The 17,492-nt window shown below is 74.3% G+C and carries 15 protein-coding genes and 1 pseudogene; 6 read left to right on the top strand and 10 right to left on the bottom strand.

Going from position 1 to position 17,492, the window contains the following annotated elements:
* Positions 1–19 precede the first annotated feature (19 nt).
* The 4 genes and pseudogenes from FGF04_RS20905 to FGF04_RS20890 form a co-directional block, all read right to left on the bottom strand.
* On the bottom strand, positions 20–1,735 hold the full coding sequence (locus tag FGF04_RS20905; RefSeq protein ID WP_149512844.1) for a serine/threonine-protein kinase: 1,716 nt from the start codon (positions 1,733–1,735) through the stop codon (positions 20–22).
* A 44-nt stretch (positions 1,736–1,779) separates the two neighbouring features.
* A pseudogene (locus tag FGF04_RS20900) lies at positions 1,780–3,395 on the bottom strand (HoxN/HupN/NixA family nickel/cobalt transporter).
* Positions 3,392–4,876, bottom strand: a complete 1,485-nt coding sequence (locus tag FGF04_RS20895) for a tetratricopeptide repeat protein (RefSeq protein ID WP_149512843.1) — start codon at positions 4,874–4,876, stop codon at positions 3,392–3,394. The pseudogene FGF04_RS20900 and the gene FGF04_RS20895 overlap by 4 nt, the downstream one beginning before the upstream one ends.
* Before the next feature lie 109 nt (positions 4,877–4,985).
* Positions 4,986–6,527, bottom strand: a complete 1,542-nt coding sequence (locus tag FGF04_RS20890) for a DUF4331 domain-containing protein (protein WP_149512842.1) — start codon at positions 6,525–6,527, stop codon at positions 4,986–4,988.
* A 209-nt stretch (positions 6,528–6,736) separates the two neighbouring features.
* On the opposite strand from FGF04_RS20890, the gene FGF04_RS20885 reads away from it, so the two are divergent.
* The 3 genes from FGF04_RS20885 (at position 6,737) to FGF04_RS20875 (ending at position 8,497) form a co-directional block, all read left to right on the top strand.
* Positions 6,737–7,327, top strand: coding sequence for a sigma-70 family RNA polymerase sigma factor (locus FGF04_RS20885; protein WP_268893787.1), 591 nt, complete (start codon positions 6,737–6,739; stop codon positions 7,325–7,327).
* Entirely contained in the window at positions 7,324–8,112 is a 789-nt protein-coding gene (locus FGF04_RS20880; RefSeq protein WP_149512840.1) for an anti-sigma factor, read from the top strand. The genes FGF04_RS20885 and FGF04_RS20880 overlap by 4 nt, the downstream gene beginning before the upstream one ends.
* A gap of 115 nt (positions 8,113–8,227) precedes the next feature.
* A complete protein-coding gene (locus FGF04_RS20875) occupies positions 8,228–8,497 on the top strand; it encodes a hypothetical protein (RefSeq protein ID WP_149512839.1) in 270 nt (89 codons plus the stop codon).
* A gap of 56 nt (positions 8,498–8,553) precedes the next feature.
* Here the strand turns inward: FGF04_RS20875 and FGF04_RS20870 are convergent, their stop codons facing one another.
* The 3 genes from FGF04_RS20870 to FGF04_RS20860 form a co-directional block, all read right to left on the bottom strand.
* Entirely contained in the window at positions 8,554–9,762 is a 1,209-nt protein-coding gene (locus FGF04_RS20870; RefSeq protein WP_188114162.1) for a CaiB/BaiF CoA transferase family protein, read from the bottom strand.
* Between the two features lie 73 nt (positions 9,763–9,835).
* Positions 9,836–10,624, bottom strand: coding sequence for an ABC transporter permease (locus FGF04_RS20865; RefSeq protein WP_149512837.1), 789 nt, complete (start codon positions 10,622–10,624; stop codon positions 9,836–9,838).
* Positions 10,621–11,622 (bottom strand): ATP-binding cassette domain-containing protein, encoded by a 1,002-nt coding sequence (locus tag FGF04_RS20860; RefSeq protein WP_149512836.1) that lies wholly within the window; start codon positions 11,620–11,622, stop codon positions 10,621–10,623. The genes FGF04_RS20865 and FGF04_RS20860 overlap by 4 nt, the downstream gene beginning before the upstream one ends.
* 84 nt (positions 11,623–11,706) lie before the next feature.
* Between FGF04_RS20860 and FGF04_RS20855 the strand changes: the two genes are divergently transcribed.
* Positions 11,707–12,444, top strand: coding sequence for a TetR/AcrR family transcriptional regulator (locus tag FGF04_RS20855; protein WP_149512835.1), 738 nt, complete (start codon positions 11,707–11,709; stop codon positions 12,442–12,444).
* 35 nt (positions 12,445–12,479) lie between these two features.
* Here FGF04_RS20855 and FGF04_RS20850 read toward each other — a convergent pair whose 3' ends face one another.
* The 3 genes from FGF04_RS20850 to hmgA all read right to left on the bottom strand — a co-directional run bounded on the left by FGF04_RS20850 (position 12,480) and on the right by hmgA (position 15,922).
* The gene (locus FGF04_RS20850) at positions 12,480–13,679 is read right to left on the bottom strand and encodes a type ISP restriction/modification enzyme (protein ID WP_149512834.1); all 1,200 of its coding nucleotides are present in this window, start codon (positions 13,677–13,679) and stop codon (positions 12,480–12,482) included.
* A gap of 41 nt (positions 13,680–13,720) precedes the next feature.
* Positions 13,721–14,470, bottom strand: a complete 750-nt coding sequence (locus tag FGF04_RS20845; protein ID WP_149512833.1) for a GntR family transcriptional regulator — start codon at positions 14,468–14,470, stop codon at positions 13,721–13,723.
* A gap of 72 nt (positions 14,471–14,542) precedes the next feature.
* Positions 14,543–15,922, bottom strand: a complete 1,380-nt coding sequence (gene hmgA, locus FGF04_RS20840) for a homogentisate 1,2-dioxygenase (protein ID WP_149512832.1) — start codon at positions 15,920–15,922, stop codon at positions 14,543–14,545.
* Between the two features lie 181 nt (positions 15,923–16,103).
* Here hmgA and FGF04_RS20835 point away from each other — a divergent pair, with 181 nt between their 5' ends.
* Both FGF04_RS20835 and FGF04_RS20830 read left to right on the top strand, forming a co-directional pair.
* A complete protein-coding gene (locus FGF04_RS20835; protein ID WP_149512831.1) occupies positions 16,104–16,721 on the top strand; it encodes a hypothetical protein in 618 nt (205 codons plus the stop codon).
* A 130-nt stretch (positions 16,722–16,851) separates the two neighbouring features.
* Positions 16,852–17,490: a TetR/AcrR family transcriptional regulator gene (locus FGF04_RS20830; RefSeq protein WP_149512830.1), complete on the top strand. Its 639-nt coding sequence runs from the start codon at positions 16,852–16,854 to the stop codon at positions 17,488–17,490.
* The last annotated feature ends 2 nt before the right edge of the window (positions 17,491–17,492 follow it).

The raw sequence follows: 17,492 nt of genomic DNA, 5'->3' as shown, positions 1-17,492 counted from the left end.
CCCCACCCCCGCCGCGCGCTCAGCGCCGCGGCCCCACCGCTCCGTCCGGAGCCAGCGCCCGAGGAGATCCGGAGCCGGAGGTCCCGCCCGTCGGGGCCTCCGTCTCGCAGGTGACCGAGAAGGGCACCGAGTTCGACTCCGCCCGCACCGGACCGCGCACCTCGACACCGATGCTGTTCTCGTACGTCCCCGACGTGTCGTACGTCGTCACGACGACCTTGTTCTGCCCGGTCCTCCCACCGCCCGCGGGGAACGAGAGCGTCTTCCAGCCCGGATCGGACACCTCGCCCGTCTCCGTCACCCAGCGGTACTCCACGTCCGCCGGCACGACGCCCACGGTGAAGGTCGCCGTGAAGGCCGGAGCCCCCGAGTCCGGGGGCGGGCAGGGGCCCTTGTAGTCGGTGTGCGAGCCCGAGACCGTCACCTTCACCGACTGGGTGGGCGCGGGTGTCGTCCCCCCGCCGCCGGTCGTCGAACCGCCGCCGCCCGAGCCGTTCGTGTCACCCGAGCCGTCCGTGCCGCCCGTGCCGGAACCCCCCGTCGTCGAGCCGCCGCCGGTGCCGCCCGTGTCGCCCCCGCCGTCGCCGGTGCCGCCGCCCCCGCTCGAACCGCCGCCGGTCGTCCCGCCGTTGGAGCCCTCGGTCCCGTTGCCCCCGCCGTCGCGGTTCACCAGCGCGTAGGTCAGGCCCGCGATCGCGAGGGCGAGCGCGGCGAGCCCCGCGATCATCACGATCACGGCGCGCCGCGGACGGGCCGGCCCAGTGGCCGCCGTCGTGGCGGTCGGCCCCTGCGGCGGGGCGCCGTCGGAGGGCGTGTACCCGGTCACCGGGGCCGTCGCGGTGGCGTCCGGCACGGGGAACGCCGCCGCGACCGTCGGCGTGTAGGGCGCGGTGCCCGTACGGGGAGTGCCCCCCGCGGCCACCAGGCGCAGGTCCTGCTCGGCCTCCTCGGCCGGCATCCGCTCCGCCGGGTCCTTGCGCAACAGGCCCTCGACGACCGGGGTGAGCGGACCCGCCCGCCGCGGAGCGGGCAGTTCCTCGTCGACGACCGCGCGCAGCGTGCTGAGCGGGGTGTCCTGCCGGAACGGCGAGTTGCCCTCGACGGCCGCGTAGAGGAGCACGCCCAGCGACCACAGGTCGGACTCGGGCCCCGGCGTCCGGCCGAGCGCCCGCTCCGGGGCGAGGAACTCCGGCGAGCCGATCACCTCGCCGGTCATCGTGAGCGCCGAAGTGCCCTCCACCGTCGCGATGCCGAAGTCGGTGAGCACCACCCGGCCGTCGTTCGACATCAGGACGTTGCCGGGCTTCACGTCCCGGTGCAGCACGCCCGCCCCGTGCGCGGCCCGCAGCGCGGCCAGCACCTCCGCGCCGATGCGGGCGGCGCGCTGCGGGGCCAGCGGGCCCTCGGCGTCCAGCAGGTCGGACAGCGCGATCCCGCGGACCAGCTCCATCACGATCCACGGCCGGCCGTCCTCCATGGCCACGTCGTAGACCGTGACCACGTTGCGGTGGGAGATCCGGGCCGCCGCCCACGCCTCCCGCTCCAGCCGCGCGTACATCCGCTCGACGTCCGGGCCCGGCAGCCCGCCCGGGGCCCGCACCTCCTTGACGGCGACCTCGCGGTGCAGCACCTCGTCGCGGGCCCGCCACACCGTCCCCATCCCGCCCTCGCCGAGCGGGGAGAGCAGGCGGTAGCGGCCCGCGATCACGCGTTCACTGCCCGGTTCCTCGGACACGGGTGTCCCCCATTCGCATCCGCACGATCCTGAACAAAAGTAACTCAACCGAGCGCGGTTGCCGCCCCCTTGAATACCAGCACGAGCCCCAGGGCCACGACGACGAGCGCGGACGCCAGCGGTACGGTCCTGCGCGCCAGCGCGACCGGCGCGCTGCCGGCCCAGCGCGAGCGGGAGGCGAGCACGTGGCTCACCCCGCCGCCCAGCCTGACGACGGCGACCCCGGCCGCCGTCAGCGTCAGGGCGAGCCCGATGCCGAAGGCGAGGACGAGCAGCAGCCCGAACCAGGCCTTGCCGAGCGCGGCGGCGCCCACCAGGACGACGACGGCTGAGGGGCTCGGCACCAGGCCGCCGGCGAAGCCGAGGAGGATCGTGCCGCGTACCGTCGGCGCGATCTCGTGGGTGTGGGTGGAGCCGCCGTGGGTGTGGGTGCGGGTGCTTCCAGCAGGGCCGCACCGCCGGTGGAGGAACGCGCGAGCGCGAGGGGGCGTTCGGGCGCGTCGGTGTGCACGTGGTGGTGGTCGTGCTCGTGGGCGTGGTGGTGGTCGTGCGGGTGGCTGTGGTCGTGATCGTCGCCGTCGTGCGGGTGCGGGTGGTCGTGATGGTGGTTGTGGACCGGCTTCCGGTTCCGCCAGGCCCGTCGGGCGAGGGTGAGGCCCGCCGCCGTCACGAGGACGCCGCTCGCGACGCCCAGCCACGTCACCACGGACGGCGCCGCCGCCGAGCCCGCCGCGACCAGGAGGCCCAGCGCCGCCACCCCGACGGTGTGGGTGATGGTCACCGACGCCGCCAGGGGCAGGACGTCGCGCAGGCCCGCCCGGCCGCCGCGGGCCGCGGCCGTCGCGGCCATCAGCGTCTTGCCGTGCCCCGGCGCGAGCGCGTGCAGGGCGCCGAGCAGGACCGCGAGGGCCAGGGCCAGCAGGGCGAAGCCGAAGGTCAGGTCCTGGCGGGACACCAGGTCGTCCAGCGCGCGGGTGAACCGGTCGGCGCCGCGCGGCAGTACGGACGAGGCGGGCGCGCCGGCGTCCTCCTCGGCGAGTGCGGGGCCACCGGGGCGCACCCGCAGCGAGGCGCTCGCGGTGTCCGCCGGTGACGACAGCAACTCGGCAGGATACTTGGTGAGTTCGGCGGAAAGGGATTTCTCCGGTACGTCCGAGGCGGTGAGCGTCGTCCGGTCGCCGCGGGCCGTGACCTCGCGCCAGCCGGGCCCGTCGTCCACGGAGGCCCGGAAGCGCAGCGACAGGCTCCCGTCCGGCAGCGGAACCGTCCAGCGGCACTCCAGCCGCAGGGTGTCGAGGCCGGCCTGGCCCGGCCGCACCCGGGCCAGGCTCCTGCCGGGGGTCGGTGCGACGGTCTCCCCGCCCACGGTCACCCGGCTCTTCCCGGCGGCCGTCGCGCACCGCTCCCGAGCCCAACCTGCCCTGCCCATCCGGTCGATGTCCGGCCGGGCCTGGGTCGCCGGGATCTCCGCCAGGTCCTCCACGTGGTGGATCCGCAGCTCTCCGGGAGCGACGACGAGCCCGTCGTACCGGTTGACGGTGAAGTTGCCGAGCGGATGCGCCGCGGCCGTCCCGGAGGGGACCAGCACCAGTGCGCAGGCGGCCAGCAGGACGGCCAGGCAGGAGCCGGCGGCGCGCCGGCGCAGGGCGAGGGCGTTCACCGGGCACCGCCCAGGGCTTTCAGGGTCTTGCGCGCCAGCGCCGAACCGGTCGGCGAGAAGCCGGGGTTGAGCTCCAACGCCGCCGACAGGCTCGCGCGGGCCTCCTTCGCGTGGCCCGTGGCGTGCTCGATCATGCCGCGGTGGTAGAGGAACGTCGCGTCGCGGTAACCGGTGGCGGTGGCGCGCCGGGCGTACCGCAGGGCTTCGTCGTCCCGCCCGTCGACGTGCAGGGCCCAGGCCAGCGCGTCCGCGGTGTGCACGGTCCGGCGGCGCTCCCACTCGGCCCGCGCGGCGCGCAGCGCGGCCCCGCGGTCGCCGTGGTCGGCCGCGGCCAGCGCGGTGTCCAGGTCGGGGTTGACGCCGTTCGTACGGGCCAGCGCCGTCCAGGCGTCGACCAGCGCGTACTGGGCGCGTGCCTTCGCCGGGTCACCCTCCTCGCCGCGCGCCTCGTACAGCTCGCCCAGCACGACCAGCGGGCCGGGCAGCGGGAAGCGGGCCACGACCTCCTCCATCCCGCGGATCGCGGCCGCGCGGTCGCCGCCGGCCGCCTGCGCCCTGGCCCGGCCCTCCAAGGCGGGCAGGTAGGCGCCGTCCGCCCGCAGCGCCCGCTCGTAGTAGGCGAGCGCCTTCCCGTACGCGCCCTCGCGCCAGGAGAGCTGGCCCAGCGACGACGCCACGTACGCGACGTCCCCGGGCGCGGTGGCGCCGGCCAGCGCCTGCTCCAGTACGCGGCGGGCGGTCCGGACGTCGCCGCGCAGCTCGTGCACGTAGGCGTACCGGGTGAAGACCGGGACGCCCGGGCGGCGGGAGTCGGCCTCGTCGACGGCCTCCGACGCCTCGTCGTAGCGCCCCAGTTCGACCAGGGCGTCCACGCGGACGGACAGGGCACGCTCGTTGAACGCGTTCTCCGCCAGCGCCTTCCGCGCGTACTCCAGGGCCTCGGGGAAGCGGTGGCGGGCCGCGGCCAGCGCCGCCCGTCCGGCCAGCGCCGGATCGTTGCCGGGGCTCAGCTCCAGCGAACGCTCCAGTGCGCGCTGGGCCTGCGGGTAGCGGGACGGGTCGCCGTCGGTGCGGGCCTGCTCGACGTAGGCGACGCCCAGGGTGGCCCATCCGCCGGCGTCCTTGGGCTGCGCCTTCAGGTGGGACTGCAGCGCGGAGATGCCCGCGGCCAGACTGCCGCTCGCCAGCAGCTCGGGCGCGAGCCCGGGCGCGGACGCCACCGTGGACGTACCGCCGCCGTCCCTGCTCCCCAGCACGACCGCCCCCGCGGTCATGGCGACGGCAAGCGCGACGGCACACGCGGCGAGCTGCAGCGCGCGCCGGCGCCCGGACCCCGGCCGCCCCGCGGGAACGGGCGGCCGGGACCCGCCGGGCCCCGGCGTCCCGACCACGTCCGCGGTCGCCGCCGTCGGCCCGGCCGTGTCGGTCCTGTCCGGCGGGTCCGGGGTCTTTGGCGCGTCGTCGTTGCTCTGCGCGGGCATTGCGCTCTCCTCGGTCACCAGGTGGGAAAGGGGTGCGGGGCGTGCAGGGCGCGGTCCGTGTGCCGTGGGGGACGGACGCGCACGGACCGCGCCGGTTCAGGGGCGCGGGTCAGTAGGCCCGGCGCCGGCCGCGCCACCACAGCAGGGCCGTACCGACGAGCAGGAACCCGGCCGCGCCGGAGGCCGCCGAGACGGCGATCAGCGTGGTGTCGTCCATCCCGCCGGTGCCGGTCGCACCGCCCGCGGGCTGCAGCGCGTCACCGAGCTGGTTGCGGACGTCGTTGGTGCCGGTCGTGCCCTTGGCCAGCGGTCCGCGCGAACCGGAGGTCGGCAGCGCGACGTACGGGAACGCCGCACCGAACTTCTGGTCGTTCTTGTCGACCGCGTCACCCAGGTCGTTCTTGGAGCCGACCAGCTCGCCCTCGACGACCTGCAGCGCGATGTCCAGCACGTCGTCGCCCAGGCGGCGGCCGTTCGGGAAGCCCGCGTTGTCGCCGTCGAGCACACCGAGACGCTTCTCCTCGGCGGACGGCTTGATCGAGGTGTTGAGGCGCAGCATCTCCGAAGGACGCACGTGCGGCGGCTGGTTGAGGCCCTTCACGCCCTTCAGGAACACGTCGACCAGGTCGTTGCGGGGCTCGTCGGGCGCCTTGATCTTGTAGATCGCCTCGATGAGCTTCGGCAGCTCGGGGTTGGTGACGTTCTTCAGGAAGTCGCCGTCGTTCCAGGGCGCGGACGCGTTGAACTTGTCCTTGTCCTTGATCGGGTTGACGACCTCGTTCACCAGCGGCATGCCCAGGCGCGAGACCTGGCGGAAGTGGCCGGAGGCGTTCTTGCGCTGCGTCGTCGACCAGATGCCCACGATCGGCTGCTCGGCCGACTCCTGGATCATGTCGTTCGGCACCTGGAGGGCGACCGTGTTGACGTTGTAGCCCTTCAGGGTGTCGTTGCCGACCTCGGACAGGTTCCCGCCGTACAGCAGGTCGAAGACCCGCAGGTCCAGGAAGAACGGGTCGTCGGCCTGGCCGGCGAACGTCGTCGCCCCGCCCGGCAGTTCGTGGATCGCCTGGTCGCGCAGCTTGGCGTAGTCCGGCATGGACGCCTTGCCGACGTTCGACGGCGCCACCGGCACGTCGTCGGCGACCTTCGTGCGCTTGACCAGCTGCTGGTCCTTCAGCTGCAGCAGGTCTATGTCGTAGGTCTGCGTGATGTTGAGGTCCGGGTCGTCGAGGCTCTCGACCGGTCCGGTGTTGTACAGGAAGGTCTTGTCGTTCTTCGTGTGCGTCCTGAAGGTGTACCGGAAGACCAGCTCGCCCTGCGCGTCACCGTTGTTGTCGATGTGCAGGTCGTACTGCGCGTCCTCGGCGAACGGGAAGAAGTTCGGCCCGCCGGCCGGCTCCTCGAAGGGGATCCAGTTCGCGACGATGGTCGTCGTGTCCGGCTTGTCGGGGCTCGCGAACGCGTACACGTCCGTGTTGTCGTACTGCGGCTGTCCCGAGATGAGCGGAGCCTCCCGGTGACTTGAGGCGCTCGCGCTCCCCGGTGCGAGCGCGGTCGCACCGACGGCCGCGAGCCCGCCGGTGGCCAGCGCACCGCAGACGAGGGCCGCGATGCTCCTGCGTCCCACGGACCCACTGGTGAAAGGTGTCATGCCGTCCGTCCTCTGTCCCAAAGCTGTGTCCGGCGGTGAACCGGGCGGGAGGGACCCCTCAAGTGGTCCGCCCCCGCGCTCGTACCGCGTCGGTCGGTGTTGCCTGATGCACGCCATTCGGAGCCGGAGGAAGAAAGGATTGGTTCTGAATCCACCCGCGTTTTCAGGGAGTTGATCCGTAACCCCATCCGACGGCGTTCCTGCGCCGAATACGTGAGGACGGGTCGGGCCGTTCAAGGCCGGAGGAGGGGGAACGGGTGGAGGCGGACGAACTTCTGGTGCTCGTGGCCGGAGGTGACCAGAAGGCCTTCGAGGATCTGTACGCCCTGGTGTCCGGGCCGGTCTTCGGGCTGGTGCGCCGGGTCGTGCGGGACCCGGCCCAGTCGGAGGAGGTGGCGCAGGAGGTGCTCCTCGAACTCTGGCGCTCCGCCGCGCGCTACGACCCCGGCCGCGGTACCGCGCTCGCCTGGGTGCTGACCCTCGCGCACCGCAGGGCGGTCGACCGGGTGCGCAGCGCCCGCGCCGCCGGGGAGCGCGAACTGCGCATGGCCCGGCGGGCGAACGGCCCCGCCTTCGACCACGTCGCCGAGGAGGTCGAGGCCGGCCTCGAACGGGAGTGGGTGCGCCGCTGCCTGGACCGGCTCACCGCCCTGCAGCGCCAGTCGGTCACCCTCGCCTACTACGACGGCTACACCTACCGTGAAGTGGCCGAACGGCTCTCCCTGCCGCTCGGCACCGTGAAGACGCGCATGCGGGACGGGCTCACGCGGCTGCGCAACTGCCTGGGAGGTGTCGCATGACCAGCATCTTCCGCCGCGGCGAACTGCACTCGCTGGCCGCTCCCTACGCGCTCGACGCCCTGGAGCCCAAGGAGCACAAACGGTTCGAGAAGCACCTCGGGCGCTGCGAGGACTGCGCCGCCGAGGTGCGCGCCCTGCGCGAGGACGCGGTCCGCCTCGCCTGGTCCACGGCCGCCCCGGCCCCCGCCGCACTGCGCGACCGGGTCCTGACGGCCGTCCGGAACACCCCGCAGGACCCGGCCCCCGCCGCGGAACCGCGGGAACGGGCGCGTGCGGAGCGCCCGCCGTCGCGGGCCCGCCGCTCGTCCTTCTCGCCCTTCCTGATCCCGCTCGCCTCCACCACGGCCGCTGCCGCCCTCGTCGTGGCCGCGCTCTTCGGCGTCCAGGCGTCCCGTACCCAGGACCGGCTGGACCAGGAGCGGGCGCAGGCACGTGAGATAACCCACGTCCTGGCGGCGCCGGACGCCCGCGCGGTCACCGGCCGGGACGCGAAGGGCCGGGGGCTCGGGGTCGTCGCGTCCGCCTCGCAGCGCGCCGCCGTGGTCACCGGGGCCGGTCTCGGCTCCCCGGCGGACGACAGGGTCCACCAGCTGTGGCTCATGCGACCGGAGGGGAAACCGCGCTCCCTGGGCCTTCTGGACGGCGACACGCCCTTGATCGCCACGGGATTGAATCCGGACGCGACGTCACTGGCTGTCACCGTCGAGCCGTCGGGCGGCTCCCCGCAGCCCACCACCGCACCGGTTGTCCAACTCGCCCTGGAATCACTTGGATTCGGAGAGTAACCGTCAACACCCGTACAGGGGAGTGGAATCCCGCCATCGGGATACACGAGTGCCATGAGGGAACGATAGGGTTAACCTGCCCGGGCCGGGTGCCCTCGTACGGGTGGGGAGTGACATGGAACAGATAACGGTGCGTGGCAGGGCGCGAGTCCCTGCGATCACGTGCGGGAGCAGCGCGACCAGTTCGCGCCTCGACCGACATCTCTCGGTGCTGGGCGGTCCTGCCGTCCCGCAGCGCGAGGCGGCCGAGGCGACGTCCCTGATGCGTGAGCTCACCTCGCGTGACACCGCGCACGACCGCACCGGCAGGGGTGCACGGGTGAGGCGGGTCTCGCTCTTCGCACCGCTGCGCCGGCTGCGCCGTTCCCTGTTCGGCGGCCGCTGACCGGCGGCCCCGGTCGCTGACAGGCGGCCGAACCCGAGCAGGAGCCCGACCCGCGCTCAGGCGGACACACCGTCCCGCCGCAGTGCTGCGATCTCATCGTCCGTCATCCCCACGGCACGCAGCACCGCCCCGGTGTGTTCCCCGAGCGCGGGGACGGGTCCCATCGTCACCGCCTCACCGCCCGGCAGCGTGATCGGCGGCAGCAGCGCTCTCAGCGGTCCGACCGGCGACCCCACTTCCCGCCACCGGTCCCGCGCCGCGAGCTGCGGATGCTCCGCCAGCTCTGTCACGTCCCGCAGCAGCGCGCAGGCGATCCCGGCCGCCTCCAGACGCGCCACCGCCTCCCGCGCCGTGAGCGCCGCCAGCGCCCCGCCGACCAGCGCGTCGGTACGGTCCCGGTGCGCGACCCGGGCCGCGTTCGTCGCGTACGCCGGATCGTCCGCCAGCCCCGGCCGCCCCAGCACCTGTCCGGCGAGCCTGCGCCACTCCCGGTCGTTCTGCACCGACAGCAGCACCCGCCCGCCGTCCGCCGTCGGATAGGCGTCGTACGGGGCGATGACGGCGTGCGCGAGACCGGTGCGCGCCGGGGGAGTTCCCCCGTGCATCGCATGGTGCAGCGGATGCCCCATCCACTCCGCCAGCGCGTCCAGCATGGACACCTCCACCGGCCCGCCGCGCCCCGTGGTGCCGCGCCGCACCAGCGCCGCGAGCACCCCGGAGAACGCGTACATGGCCGCCGCGATGTCGGCCGCCGGGATGCCGGCCTTCACCGGCTGCCCGGCCGTGCCCGTCACGGAGACCAGCCCCGCCTCGCACTGCACGAGCATGTCGTACGCGCGCTTGTCCGCGTACGGCCCCGACGGCCCGTACCCCGAGATGTCCACGGCGACCAGGCGCGGGTGCGCCGCGCACAGCGTGGCCGCGTCCAGGCCGAGCCGGGCGGCCGCGCCCTGCGCGAGGTTCTGCACGAACACGTCCGCGTCCGCCACCAGACGGCGCACCACGTCCAGCCCGCGCGGGTCCTTCAGGTCGAGCGCGACGGACTCCTTGCCGCGGTTGCACCACACGAAGTGCGAGGCGAGCCCGCCGGCCGCGGTGTCGTAGCCGCGCGCGAAGTCGCCGCCGTCGGGGCGCTCGACCTTGACGACCCGCGCCCCGAGATCGGCGAGCTGCCGGGTGGCGAAGGGCGCGGCGACGGCCTGCTCGACGGCGACGACGGTGATGCCCTCCAGGGGCAGGGGAAGCGGCTGCATGCGGGCGATCATGACCCGCCGGCGGCGGCTTTGTCATGCGCGTGGGTGGGGGCAGAGGCGGTGCGGGACTTCGGGTGCGTGGTGCTCAGCGTCCGCCGTCGGCGTACCGGCGGACGGCGAGCGGCATGAACACCGCGACGAGGACCGCGCACCAGACGAGCGATCCGGCGACGGGGTGCGTCACCGGCCAGGCGCCGTCGGCCGGTGCCGGCGCGTTCCCGAACAGGTCCCGCAGGGCCGTGCTCACCGCGCTGATCGGGTTCCACTCGGCGACCGCGCGCAGCCACCCCGGCAGGCCGTCCGTCGGGATGTAGGCGTTCGACAGCAGCGGCAGCATGAACGTCGCGCCCCCGAGCTGACCGGCCGCCTCCTCGCTGCGCGAGACGAGCCCCAGCAGGATGCCGATCCAGGTGGTGGCGAACCGGAAGAGCAGCAGCAGCCCCACGGCGGCGGCCGCTTCGAGGGCCGAGCCCTCGATCCGCCAGCCCACCGCGAGTCCCACGAGCAGGAACGGCACCGTCCCGGCGGCGGTGACGACGAGGTCGGCCGCCGCCTGCCCCAGCGGCACGGCGGCCCTGCTGATCGGCAGGGTGCGCAGCCGGTCCGTGACCCCCCGGTGGGCGTCCTGGGCCGCCTGGAACATCCCCGTCATGATGCCGTTGGCCGCCGTCGCGACCAGCAGTCCCGGTACGAGGAAGGTCCGGTACTCCTCACCGGGCACCGCCAGCGCGCTGCCGAAGACGTACCCGAAGAACAGCAGCATCGTGACCGGCATGGTCTGGGTGAGGATCAGCAGCCCGGGGTTGTGCCGGACGCGCCGCAGCTGGCGGCCCAGCATCGCCGTTCCGTCGTACGCCAGCGCCAACGCGCTCATGTCACCAGCTCCTCTTGGTCGGTCGTGCCGGTCGTGCTGTCGGTCGTGCCGTGGTCCGGGCCGGCGGCCGGGCGGCCGGTCAGGCGCAGGAAGACGTCGTCGAGGGTCGGCGGGCGCAGGCTCACGTCGAGCAACGGGACGCCCGCGGCGTCGAGTTCGCGGACGAGCCGCGGCAGGGTGAGCGTCGGGTCGGTGGTGACCGCGCCGACGGCGTGCCGCTCCCGGTCGAGGACCGGTGCGGAGCCGGTGAGCCGGTCCAGTACGGCCGCCGCGCCGGCCAGCGCGTCCGCGTGGGCGACGACCGCCTCCGCGTACGAGCCGATGAGCGCCTTCAGTTCGGCGGGCGTCCCCGAGCGCGCCACCCGGCCGCGGTCCACGAGCACGACGTCGTCGGCGAGCCGGTCCGCCTCCTCCAGGTACTGGGTGGTGAGGAGCACGGTGGTGCCCTCGGACCGCAGCGCCCGCACCGCCTCCCAGATCTGGTGGCGGCTGTGCGGGTCGAGTCCCGTCGTCGGCTCGTCGAGGAACAGCACGGCGGGCCGGGTGACCAGGCTCGCGGCCAGGTCCAGGCGGCGGCGCATGCCGCCCGACCAGGTGGCGGCCGGCCGGTCCGCCGCGTCGGCGAGACCGAACCGGTCGAGCAGTTCCCCGGCCCGGTCCGCCGGCCGCGGCAGGCGGTGGAGCCGTGCGAACAGCCGCAGGTTCTCGCGGCCGGTCAGGTCGCCGTCGACCGAGGCGTACTGCCCCGCCACGCCGATCGCGCGGCGCACGGCGTCCGGCTCCCGTACGAGGTCGTGCCCCGCCACCCGGGCGGAGCCGGCGTCGGGCCGCAGCAGCGTGGTGAGGAGCCGTACCGCCGTGGTCTTCCCCGCGCCGTTGGGGCCCAGCAGGCCGCAGACGGTCCCCGCGGGCACCGCGAGATCGAGTCCCCGCAGGGCACGGACCTCCCCGAAGCGCTTCTCCAGACCTTCACTAAGTACAGCGTACGTAGTAGTCATGGGGTGACCGTACCGCACTACGTACGCTGTACGTAACTAGGATGGGGTCGACAGTTTCCACCGATGGCAGGACTGGCGACACCGATGGCAGGACGTGCCGACGTACCCGAAGTGATCTGGGCCCGGCCCGAGCGGACGGGGCGCGGGCCGCGGCCCGCGTTCAGCCGGGCCGACATCGCGGCCGCGGCCGTGCGGATCGCCGACGCGCGGGGGCTGGACGAGGTATCGATGCGGCACGTGGCGGCCGAACTGGGCTGCGGAACGATGTCGCTCTACAACTACGTGCCGCGCAAGGAGGACCTGTACGAGCTGATGGTCGACGCCGTCGGGGGCGAGCACGAGCTGTGGGAGCCGGCCGGGGACTGGCGGGCCGACATGGTCCGGGTCGCGGAGCAGACCCGCGCCCTGATGTACCGGCACCCCTGGCTGCCGGCCCTGATGTCACCGGTGTACGGCTTCAGCCCGAACGCCATGCGCTACCTGGAGCACTGCCTGGCCTGCCTGGACTCCTTCGACGGCACGTACGGCACGAAGTTCGAGCTGATCGCCCTGGTGAACGGCGTCGTGACGACGTACGTCGGGAACGAACTGGCGACGGCCGAGCGGGTGCGGGCGCTGCCGTGGTCGGAGGAGCAGGAGGCCGCGGTGCGGATCGCCTACCTCGGGGGACGGGTGGCGAGCGGGGACTATCCGCGGCTGGCCGCGGCGTTCGCGCAGGACGCGGGGCCGATCGATCTCGAAGCGGTGTTCCGGCGGGCCGTCCAGCGGGTGCTCGACGGGTTCGACCCGTCCCGCGAGGGCTCGGCTGAGCACTCCGACTGAGGGCTCGGGCTGATGGTGCTCCTTGGCAAGTGTCCCTAGAGCAGGGTGAATTGCCCCTCGGGGCCTTCCTCCGGGTGGGTGAGCACCGTGGCCGGGGCCCGGGAGGACGCGGGAGGCGGCAGGACGCCCGCTTCCCGCAGGGCCGTTGCGGTGACGGGGGAGGACGGCGTCAACTCCGCCTGCTGATCGCGCAGTTCCGCCAGGAGGGACAGGACCGTCACCAGTTCCAGCAGGTCCGAGGTCCAGGACTGAGGCCAGGTGGACGGCCGGACGGCCTCCAGCGTGCCCGGTTCGGGGCGGGTGATGCGGGCGGCGAACCACTGGTCCAGGACCCGGACCCCGCCGGCCTCGAAGTCCCACGCCTCGGGCGGCACGGGCGAGATGCGGCCCTCGTCGAGGTGGAGGGTCTCCTCGTCCCGGTCGTAGCGCGGCTCGTGCGGGAACGGCGGCAGCGGCGCCCGGACGTAGGGGCGGCGGCCCCCGGGCAGCTTCGGGCGCTCGCCGTCGCGGCGCATCAGCCGCAGCATGCGGTGGCCCACCTCGGTGCCCCGCGACCACAGTTCGGGGTCGGTGGTCAGCGGGACCACGGGCCCGTCGGGACCCGGCGCGGCGACCGCCAGGATCCAGGCCAGGACGTCCAGCGGGGCGGGGGCGCGGCCGAGACCGGCGGCCAGCAGCTCCGGCAGACCCGGCGCGAGGTTCGGCTCCTGTGCGCCCGGGCGCCGGAACAGCGGGCGGACCCGGCCGGGGCGCGCGGCGGGCACCGCCTTCGGCTGCGGCCGGGCCACCGGCAGGACGGACGTCGCCAGCAGCACCGGGTTGCCGGGGGCGGGCGTCTGCTCGACCGTGAACACCTGGTGCGCGTCCGCCACCCGCCACAGCTCCGGCCGCGCCGCGTCGATCAGCCGGTGGTCGGGGATCAGCCACTGCTCGTCGAACGGCCCCGCCATCACCCGTACCGGCTCCGCGCAGGGGCCCGACGCGCGCACCAGGCGTCCCGTCCCGGAGGGGTGGCCGGGCAGGTGCGCCACGGCCGAGTGCAGGGTCCGCGCGCGCGTGACGCCGAACAGCGCCTCGCGATCGGGGCCCTCGGCCTTCACGAGGGCGTCCCAGCGCGCTTTCAGGGACGCCGCGTCGGGCGCCGTCGGCCACGCCCGGCCCGGCCGGGGAGGTGCGACCGACCACGGCATGAGGTCCGCGAGCAGCGGAGCGTCGTCGTGCGTCACGCTCGGCATCGTACGACGTGTCCCTCCGCGGGTGCCCGGGTCCCGCACGGTCAGTGGGCGTCGAGCGTGACGCTGAACGAGAAGCGGTCGCCCCGGTAGTGGATGCGGGCCACGTCCAGCGCCCGCCCGTCCTCGTCGTGCACCACGCCCGTGTAGTGCAGGATCGGGCTCAGCAGCGGTACGTGCAGCAGCCGGGCGGTCTCCGGGTCGGCGAGCCGCGCCTCGACCGTGTCGGTGATCCGGCCGATGCTCGCCCCCGCGACGTCGCGCAGCACCTTGGTCATGGGCCAGCGCACCAGGTCCTCGGGGTCGATCAGGGCCGCCAGTTCGGGCCGTACGTAGTTGCGCGCGTGGTTGGTCGGCTCACCGGTCTTCTCGTCGCTGCGCAGCCGGTGGTACGTCGCCACCCGCGTCAGGTCGGGGAAGTGCTGGAGCAGTTCGCCCGAGACGGGCTCGCTGCCGTGGTCCAGCAGCCGCGTCGTCATGCCCGACTGCTGCGCCACGATGGCGTCCACCGAGCCCAGCAGGCGGACCGGCGCGCCCCGCACGGCGCTCGGCTCGATGAACGTGCCGCGTCTGCGGTGGCGCGAGATGAGCCCCTCGTCCTCCAGTTCCTTGAGCGCCTGCCGCATGGTCAGCACGCTCACCCCGTAGTGCTCCGCCAGCCGCTCCTCGGTCGGCAGCCGCAGCGGATCCTGCGGCGACCGCCCGAGTATCGAGGCGCGCAGGGACTGCGACACCTGATACCAGAGCGGCAGTTTGCGGTTCAGGACGATCGAGTCCGGCGCGAAGGAGGTCACGTGGGTATCCGTACCGGTCGCGGGCGTCCGGTGCAACGGGCGCTCCCGCGGATCATCCGCGGCCACGGCCCGTCACGGCCGGCCGCCGTCCGGCCGGAAGTGCCGTTCGAGGCCCAGCCACACGTCGTCGTACGCGGCCTGCAGGTGCCCGGCGCGGGCGGCCTGCGCGGTGGCGGTGACCGGCCAGCGCGTCTCGAACATGAAGGCCAGCCCGTCGTCGACCTTCTGCGGCCGCAGCTCGGCGGCGCTCGCCCGCTCGAAGGTCTCCCGGTCCGGGCCGTGCGCCGACATCATGTTGTGCAGCGAACCGCCCCCGGGGACGAAGCCCTCCGCCTTCGCGTCGTACGCGCCCTCCACGAGCCCCATGTACTCGCTCATCACGTTCCGGTGGAAGTACGGCGGCCGGAAGGTGTCCTCGCCGACCAGCCAGCGCGGCGCGAAGACCACGAAGTCGACCCCGGCCAGGCCCGGGGTGTCGGACGGCGACGTCAGCACGGTGAAGATCGACGGGTCGGGGTGGTCGTAGCTGATGGTGCCGATCACGTTGAACAGGCGCAGGTCGTAGACGTACGGCACGTGGTTGCCGTGCCAGGCGACGACGTCCAGCGGCGAGTGGTCGTACGTCGCCGTCCAGAGGTTGCCGCAGAACTTGTTGATCACCTCCACCGGTCCCGCCGTGTCCCCGTCGTCCTCGTACGCGGCGACCGGGGCCCTGAAGTCCCGGGCGTTGGCCAGGCCGTTGGCGCCGATCGGGCCGAGGTCGGGGAGTTGGAAGGGGGCGCCGTAGTTCTCGCACACGTAGCCCCGCGCGGACACGCCGGGCCCGCCGCCGGGGGCCGCGTCCAGCAGCTCCACCCGGAAGCGCACCCCGCGCGGGACCAGCGCCACGTGGCCCGGCTCCACCAGCAGCAGCCCGAACTCGGTGCGCAACAGCAGTCCGCCGCGCTCGGGCACGATCAGCAGCTCGCCGTCGGCGTCGCTGAACACCCGCTCCATGGAGGCGTTGGCGTGGTACAGGTGCACGGCCATGCCGGTGCGCTGCGCGGCGTCGCCGTTGCCGCCGAGGGTCCACAGGCCCGCCAGGAAGTCGGTGCCGGGCGCCGGCTCCGGCAGGGGGTTCCAGCGCAGCCGGTTCGGGTCCGGCACCGTCTCGGTGAAGGGGGCCGTGCGCAGGGTGCCGTTGCCGGTGCGGGTGAACGCGGGGTGCGCGGCCGAGGGGCGGATGCGGTACAGCCAGGAGCGGCGGTTGTGCGCCCTCGGCTCGGTGAACGCCGAACCGCTCAGCTGCTCCGCGTACAGCCCGAGCGGCACCCGCTGCGGCGAGTTGCGGCCCCGTGGGAGCGCGCCGGGCACCGCCTCCGAACTGTGCTCGTTGCCGAACCCGGAGAGATAGGTCAGCGCCTCGGCGGTCTTCCGCAGTGCCCCGGCGCCGTCGTGCGCGTCCCCGCTCATGGTGTCGCTCCCTCGTCCCGATTCCTATGCATCACCGTAGGATTCGGCGCACCGGCGCGCAAGGGGCGGACGCCCGTACCCGCCGCGGGACCGCGCGATCAGGCCAGGAGGACACGACGGTGCCCCGGAACCCCGCTCCGGGGGGATCCGGCTGTCGGAGCCGTGCTCTAGTCTCCCGGGCATGTCGTGGACGCGAGCCCTCCTTCCCGCCCTCGTGGTCTGTGCGCTGCTCGGCGCCCTGCTGGCCGGGGCGACGGGCTGCGGGAGCGGTGGCGCGAGCGGGGACGACGGCACGGCGCGGCCCACACCGGTGGGCAAGGTGCTGGCGGACACGGACGAGGAGGGGCGCCACTACCGCGAGATCGACGAGGGGAGCGCGCCCGAGGTCGCGGTCGAGATACAGCCCGCCGACGCCGACAAGGCCGATGCCGACGCCGATGCCGCCGACAAGGCCGAGGCCGACGGCTGGGACGTCCGGCTGACGGTCCGCCGCTTCCGCTTCTCACCCGCGGGCACGCGGCGCGAGGCCGAGCCGGGCCGCGGCTACGCACTGCTCCGGCTGGACGGCCGCCCCCTGTCGGTCCTGCGCGGCCCCACCCACCACCTCGCGGGCGACGTCGTCCCGCACGGGACCCACCAGGTGACCGTGCGCCTGCACGCGGACGACGGCACGGTGTGGGCCGTCGACGGCGAACCCGTCGCCGGCACGGCCGACATCACGGTGTCCGACCCGGTGTCCACGCCGCAGCGACAGCCGCAGCGGCAGCCGCGGCGGACGACGGCCGGACCGCGCCCGTGACCCGCGGTGCGGCCACCGGCGCCCGCACCGGCGGGTGGCCGCGCGGACGGGGGGTCGGGCGGGCAGGATCGCCGTACGGAGAGGCACAGTTCGCGGCGGCCCGTTCACCGCGCCGCGGCGGAGCGGCATCATGAAGTCCGTGCCCCACGCATCCTCGACGCCCCACGCGACCTCGATGCGCCGCGCGCCCGTCCAGCGCCGCAGCGCCGAGCGACTCACCCGCATCCTCGACGCCTGCGCCGCCCTCCTGGACGAGGTCGGCTACGACGGCCTGAGCACCCGCGCGGTCGCCCAGCGGGCCGGGGTGCCCATCGGCTCGGTCTACCGGTTCTTCGGCAACAAGCGGGCCATGGCCGACGCGCTCGCCCAGCGCAACCTCGACGTCTACACCGAGCGGGTCTCCCGCCGGCTGGAGGAGGGCGGCGACGGACCGGGCTGGCGGGCGGCGATGGACGCGGTCCTGGACGAGTACCTCCTGATGAAACGCACCGCGCCCGGCTTCACCCTCGTCGACTTCGGCAACCAGATCCCCGTGGGCACCCGCGACGCCGAGCCCAACACGCGGGTCGCCGACCACCTGACCGACCTGCTCTCCGCCCGGCTCGGCCGCACCCCCGACGAGGACCTGCGCCGCACCTTCCTCATCGCCGTCGAGACCGCCGACACCTTGGTCCAGCTCGCCTTCCGCCTCGACCCGGCGGGCGACGAGCGCGTCATGGAGGAGACCCGGGACCTGCTGCGGGCGTACCTGTCCCGCTCGCTCGACTAGAC

The sequence above is a fragment of the Streptomyces apricus genome (assembly GCF_008369065.1).
In the GTDB taxonomy this organism is placed as follows: Bacteria; Actinomycetota; Actinomycetes; order Streptomycetales; family Streptomycetaceae; genus Streptomyces; species Streptomyces apricus.
This window is presented reverse-complemented; position numbering and strand designations above follow the sequence as displayed.

What these genes read in the sequence shown, in the direction of transcription:
- FGF04_RS20865 (WP_149512837.1), bottom strand. Translation starts at nt 10,624, where the DNA reads ATGAGCGCGTTGGCGCTGGCGTACGACGGAACGGCGATGCTGGGCCGC.
- FGF04_RS20855 (WP_149512835.1), top strand. Translation starts at nt 11,707, where the DNA reads ATGGCAGGACGTGCCGACGTACCCGAAGTGATCTGGGCCCGGCCCGAG.
- FGF04_RS20870 (WP_188114162.1), bottom strand. Translation starts at nt 9,762, where the DNA reads ATGATCGCCCGCATGCAGCCGCTTCCCCTGCCCCTGGAGGGCATCACC.
- FGF04_RS20830 (WP_149512830.1), top strand. Translation starts at nt 16,852, where the DNA reads ATGAAGTCCGTGCCCCACGCATCCTCGACGCCCCACGCGACCTCGATG.
- FGF04_RS20890 (WP_149512842.1), bottom strand. Translation starts at nt 6,527, where the DNA reads ATGACACCTTTCACCAGTGGGTCCGTGGGACGCAGGAGCATCGCGGCC.
- FGF04_RS20875 (WP_149512839.1), top strand. Translation starts at nt 8,228, where the DNA reads ATGGAACAGATAACGGTGCGTGGCAGGGCGCGAGTCCCTGCGATCACG.
- FGF04_RS20895 (WP_149512843.1), bottom strand. Translation starts at nt 4,876, where the DNA reads ATGCCCGCGCAGAGCAACGACGACGCGCCAAAGACCCCGGACCCGCCG.
- FGF04_RS20850 (WP_149512834.1), bottom strand. Translation starts at nt 13,679, where the DNA reads ATGCCGAGCGTGACGCACGACGACGCTCCGCTGCTCGCGGACCTCATG.
- FGF04_RS20880 (WP_149512840.1), top strand. Translation starts at nt 7,324, where the DNA reads ATGACCAGCATCTTCCGCCGCGGCGAACTGCACTCGCTGGCCGCTCCC.
- hmgA (WP_149512832.1), bottom strand. Translation starts at nt 15,922, where the DNA reads ATGAGCGGGGACGCGCACGACGGCGCCGGGGCACTGCGGAAGACCGCC.
- FGF04_RS20835 (WP_149512831.1), top strand. Translation starts at nt 16,104, where the DNA reads ATGTCGTGGACGCGAGCCCTCCTTCCCGCCCTCGTGGTCTGTGCGCTG.
- FGF04_RS20860 (WP_149512836.1), bottom strand. Translation starts at nt 11,622, where the DNA reads ATGACTACTACGTACGCTGTACTTAGTGAAGGTCTGGAGAAGCGCTTC.